The organism is Nisaea sp., from assembly GCF_017640745.1.
Classification (GTDB): Bacteria; Pseudomonadota; Alphaproteobacteria; order Thalassobaculales; family Thalassobaculaceae; genus Nisaea.
In genome coordinates this window covers 121353-125728 of sequence record NZ_JAEPQA010000013.1, presented here as the reverse complement: position 1 = coordinate 125728, position 4376 = coordinate 121353, and the positions used below count along the sequence as shown (strand labels likewise).

Genomic DNA, 4376 nt, shown 5'->3' with positions numbered 1-4376 from the left:
GAAGAGGTTGCCGAGAGGCACCCTGCGCGACGCCGGTTCGCCGCTCCAGTTCATCGCGACGGGGGTGATTGCGCTGCCGATATTCGCTCCGAGCACCATCATGATCGCGACCTGAAGCTCGAGCACATTGAGCGAGACCAGGGTCATGATCAGCACGATGACCGTGAGGCTGGAATGCGCCATCCAGGTCAGCAGCGCGGCGAAGACGATGGCGAGCACCGGTTCGCTCCGGAGCGGGGCCAGCAGCATCGAAACTGTCGGTCCCTCGCGCAGCGGAACGGAGGCAAGCATCACCATCTTGATCGCGAGAAGCATGAGCCCGAGTCCGATCAAGACCCGGGCGATGGCCTTGCGGCGCGAGTTTTCCGAAGAGAGGAAGGTGGTCACCCCGACGAAGAGCAGGACCGGGGACATCCAGGTGACGTCGAAAGCGAGCACCTGAACCACGATAGTGCTGCCGACATCGGCCCCGAGCATGATCGCGAGACCGGCGGCGACGCCGACCATCTTGCGGCTGCCGAAGGAACTCACGATCAGGGCGGTGGCCGTGCTGCTCTGCAGGATCGTGGTGACCCCGAGACCGGTTGCGAAGGAACTCAGCCGGTTCCGCGTCGCGGCCGCGATGCCGCGGCGGATGCTGGAGCCGAAAGCCCGGGTCACACCGGTGCGCACCATACGCACGCCCCAGAGGAGCAGGGCCACTCCCCCGAGTATGTTGATCAGTAGTTCCATGGCCTCAATCGCGACCGCTACGGGCCGGTTCTAGATGATGGCGTGCCGCACCTTCGCGGATACCCATTCGCTCACCAGGACGGTGATCAGGATCAGGATGAAGATCACGGTCACCTGCGGCCAGGCGAGCACGTTCAGCGATTCCTGGAGGCGCAGGCCGAGCCCGCCGGCCCCGACCAGGCCGAGCACGGTCGACTCGCGGATATTGATGTCCCAGCGGAACACGGTGATCCCGGCGAAAGCCGGCAGGATCTGCGGCACGACCGCATAGTCCATGATCTGCGCCTTGCTGGCGCCGGTGGCGGACACCGCCTCGACCTGCACGGCATCGATTTCCTCGATGGCCTCGTAGAGCAGCTTGGCGACGAAGCCGATCGAGCGGAAGGCGATGGCGACGATCCCGGCCATCACGCCGGGGCCGATGATGGCGACCAGCAGCAGCGCCCAGATCAGCGAGTTGATGGAGCGGCTGGAGACGATGATGAGCAGGGCGACCGGACGCACGAAGCGGGTGCTCGGCGTCGTGTTGCGGGCAGCCATGAACGCCACCGGAACGGCCATGAAGAGCGCCATCAGGGTGCCGAGCGTGGCGATCGCAATGGTGTCCCAGAGCGGCTCCATCAGGCTCGGCAGATAGTCCCAGCGCGGCGGGACCATGCGCGAGCCGATATCCATCGCCTGCCGGGGCGCGTCGGAAACAAAGGCCCAGATCGTGTTTTTGTTCATCACCTCCCAGCAGAAGACGAAGAACGCGACGAGGGCCAGCCAGCCGAGCCAGAGCAAGAGTTCCTGTTTGGTCGTCCGCTTCTGCCAGGACTTGTCGAATTGGGTGTCACTCATCACTGGAGCCACTTCCGGACATAGCCAGAGGAATATTCCGCCGCCATCACGATCAGGATGATCAGGATCAGGATCGCCGCAGCCGAGTCGTACTCGTAGCGGTCCATGGCGGTGTTCAGGGTGGCGCCGATGCCGCCCGCGCCGACGATGCCGATCACGGCGGACTCGCGGAAATTGATGTCGAGCCGGTAGAGGCTGAGTCCGATCAGGCGCGGCATGACCTGCGGCTGGATCGCGTAGTTCACGATCTGCCACCAGCCGGCGCCGGTGGCGCGCACTGCCTCGGCCTGGCTCTCGTCGATATCCTCGATATCCTCGGCCAGCAGCTTGGCAAGGAAGCCGATTGTGGCGAAGGAGAGGGTCATGAAGCCGGCCAGCGGTCCGAAGCCGAACATCGCGACGAACAGGATGGCGACAATGATCTCCTGGAAGCTGCGCGAGAGCGCGATGATCGCCCTGCAGATCGCATAGATCGGCAGCGGCGCGATGTTGCGCGCGGCGCCGATGCCGATCGGTACCGAGATCAGGACGCCGACGACGGTCGAGGCGACGGTCATCGTCAGGCTCTCTTCCATGCCGATGAGGATGTCTTCCCAGCGGCTGGTGAAGTCGGGCACCAGGAAGCCCTGAACGAACCTGACCCCGCGGTCGAGCCCTTCCCAGACGCGCACCCAGTTCACCTCGACCGATCCGACCGAGACGATAAGGTAGACGAGGGCACCGAGATAAAGCGCCCAGCGCAGCCAGGCGCGCTTCACGAAGGGCGGGCGCGTCCAGGTCCGCGGATAGGAGGTCGCGGCGCTTGCGCTCATGTCAGGCCCGCCAGGCGCTCGCGGTCGAGGGCGGCGATATGCTCTTCCGAGCCCTCATCGTCGTCGTCGCCGGCCTCTTCGCCGTCTTCATCGACCTTGCGGATCGTCGCGGACCAGTCCTCTTCGCCGTAGATCTTGGTGAGAACATCGGCGTCGAGCTCATCGGGGCTGCCGTCGAACACGACCTTGCCGGCCTGCAGGCCGATGATCCGGCGCACGAACTGTTGCGCGAGCGCGACGTCGTGGATGTTGATGATGGCGGGCAGCCCGCGCTCGTCGCAGATTTCGACGATCAGGCGCATGATCTGGCGCGAGGTCTTGGGGTCAAGCGAGGCGGTGGGCTCGTCGATCAGCAGCAGGTCCGGGTCCTGCTCGAGCGCGCGGGCAATGCCGACCCGCTGGCGCTGGCCGCCGGAGAGCGCATCCGCGCGCTTGTTCACATGCGCGCTGAGCCCGACCCGGTCGAGCAGCCGGTAGGCGTTCTCGATCGCCTCGGGGGGAAACTTGCGGAAGAAACTGCGCCAGAAGCCGACATAGCCGAGCCGTCCGGAGAGCACGTTCTCCATCACGGTCAGGCGTTCGACCAGTGCATATTCCTGGAAGATCATCCCGATCCGCCGGCGCGCCTGACGCAGGCCGCCGCGGCTGAGACCGGTGATCTCGAGATCGCCCAGGAAGATCTTCCCGGACGTGGGTTCCACCAGCCGGTTCACGCACCGGATCAGGGTGGACTTGCCGGCTCCCGACGGCCCGATCAGGCCGATGACCTGACCGGGTTCGACGGAAAGACTAACGTCGGTGAGCGCCCGATCGCCTGTCCCATAGACTTTCGACAGACCTTCAAGTCGCAACATGCAGGCGCTCCTCAACTCTTTTTTGGGGATCGCGTCACGCGATCGATTTGACGGTGGTTCGTCTTACTTGCAGGCGTAGGAAACGCCGTTCGCGGCGTCGATCTTCCGGATCACGTCCCAGTATTCCTGGTAGGTGATCGGAATGAACTGCTCCTCGCCGGAGCGCGCGAACTCTTCCTTCAGCGCCGAGCCTTCCCAGTTGAAGGTGAAGAAGGCTTCCTTGATCTTCTCCTGCAGTTCCGGCTTCAGGTTGTAGACATAGCCGAAGCCCGTGGTCGGGAAGGTCTGCGACTTGTAGATCGAGATGATCTGGCCTTCCTGGACAACGCCGCGGGCGAGCATGCGGTGCCAGACCGAGTTGGCGATCGCGGCGGCCGGATAGTCCTTGTTGGCGACGCCGAGGATCGAGTTGTCGTGCTTGCCGGAGAAGACCGGCTCGAAATCCTTGCCCGGTTCCATGCCGTAATCGGCCTTCAGGATCGCGGACGGCGCCTTGAAGCCGGAGTTCGAGGTCTGCGAGGTGAAGGCCATCTTCTTGCCCTTGATGTCCTCGACCTTCTCGATCCCGCTGCCCGGGTAGGTGATGATTTCCATGTTGTAGCCGAACTCGCCCGCCTTGTTCGCCATCATGGCGAAGGAGACGAAGCCGGCGCAGTTGACCGCAAGCGGGTTGGAGCCGGTGTTGAAGCCGGCGACATGCAGGCGGCCGGCGCGCATCGCCTCGATCTGCGCGGCGTTGGACTGCACCGGGAAGAACTGGACTTTCTTGCCGGTCACCGATTCCATGTGGCGCAGAAAGCCGTCCCAGACCTTCGCGTAGACGGCCGGATCTTCGACGGGCGTATAGGCGAAGATGATGGTGCTCGGATCGACCTGCTGCGACGGGTCGGTCGGCGTATCGGCGACCAGATCGCCGTTATTGTCCTGGAACCGCGAATCCAGGGCATGGGAGGCGCCCGGCCATCCCAGGGTGAGGATCCCGACGGCTGCCGCCGCGAATCCCATGATGCTCCGTCTGTTCATATTGGTACCTCCCTGTTTTGCTTTCCCGCGCTTTTAACCGGCTTCGGGTTTCAAGTGAAGATTTTGTCTTTCGTTCGAAAGCGGACTCTTGGACAGATTGTCCAGAATGTCGAGT

General features: G+C 63.8%; 5 protein-coding genes. All 5 read right to left on the bottom strand.

Annotation, left to right across the window (positions count from 1 at the left end; all coding sequences use genetic code 11):
* On the bottom strand, positions 1 to 732 hold a 732-nt coding region (locus tag JJ959_RS11135; protein WP_292883477.1), incomplete at its 3' end, for a Na/Pi symporter.
* 30 nt (positions 733 to 762) lie between these two features.
* Positions 763 to 1572, bottom strand: coding sequence for a phosphonate ABC transporter, permease protein PhnE (gene phnE, locus JJ959_RS11130; RefSeq protein WP_292883475.1), 810 nt, complete (start codon positions 1570 to 1572; stop codon positions 763 to 765).
* Entirely contained in the window at positions 1572 to 2384 is an 813-nt protein-coding gene (gene phnE / locus JJ959_RS11125; RefSeq protein WP_292883472.1) for a phosphonate ABC transporter, permease protein PhnE, read from the bottom strand. The genes phnE (JJ959_RS11130) and phnE (JJ959_RS11125) overlap by 1 nt, the downstream gene beginning before the upstream one ends.
* A complete protein-coding gene (phnC, locus tag JJ959_RS11120) occupies positions 2381 to 3238 on the bottom strand; it encodes a phosphonate ABC transporter ATP-binding protein (protein WP_292883469.1) in 858 nt (285 codons plus the stop codon). The genes phnE (JJ959_RS11125) and phnC overlap by 4 nt, the downstream gene beginning before the upstream one ends.
* 63 nt (positions 3239 to 3301) lie before the next feature.
* Positions 3302 to 4261: a phosphate/phosphite/phosphonate ABC transporter substrate-binding protein gene (phnD, locus tag JJ959_RS11115; RefSeq protein WP_292883467.1), complete on the bottom strand. Its 960-nt coding sequence runs from the start codon at positions 4259 to 4261 to the stop codon at positions 3302 to 3304.
* Positions 4262 to 4376: the final 115 nt, after the last annotated feature.

What these genes read in the sequence shown, in the direction of transcription:
- phnE (WP_292883475.1), bottom strand. Translation starts at nt 1,572, where the DNA reads ATGAGTGACACCCAATTCGACAAGTCCTGGCAGAAGCGGACGACCAAA.
- phnE (WP_292883472.1), bottom strand. Translation starts at nt 2,384, where the DNA reads ATGAGCGCAAGCGCCGCGACCTCCTATCCGCGGACCTGGACGCGCCCG.
- phnC (WP_292883469.1), bottom strand. Translation starts at nt 3,238, where the DNA reads ATGTTGCGACTTGAAGGTCTGTCGAAAGTCTATGGGACAGGCGATCGG.
- phnD (WP_292883467.1), bottom strand. Translation starts at nt 4,261, where the DNA reads ATGAACAGACGGAGCATCATGGGATTCGCGGCGGCAGCCGTCGGGATC.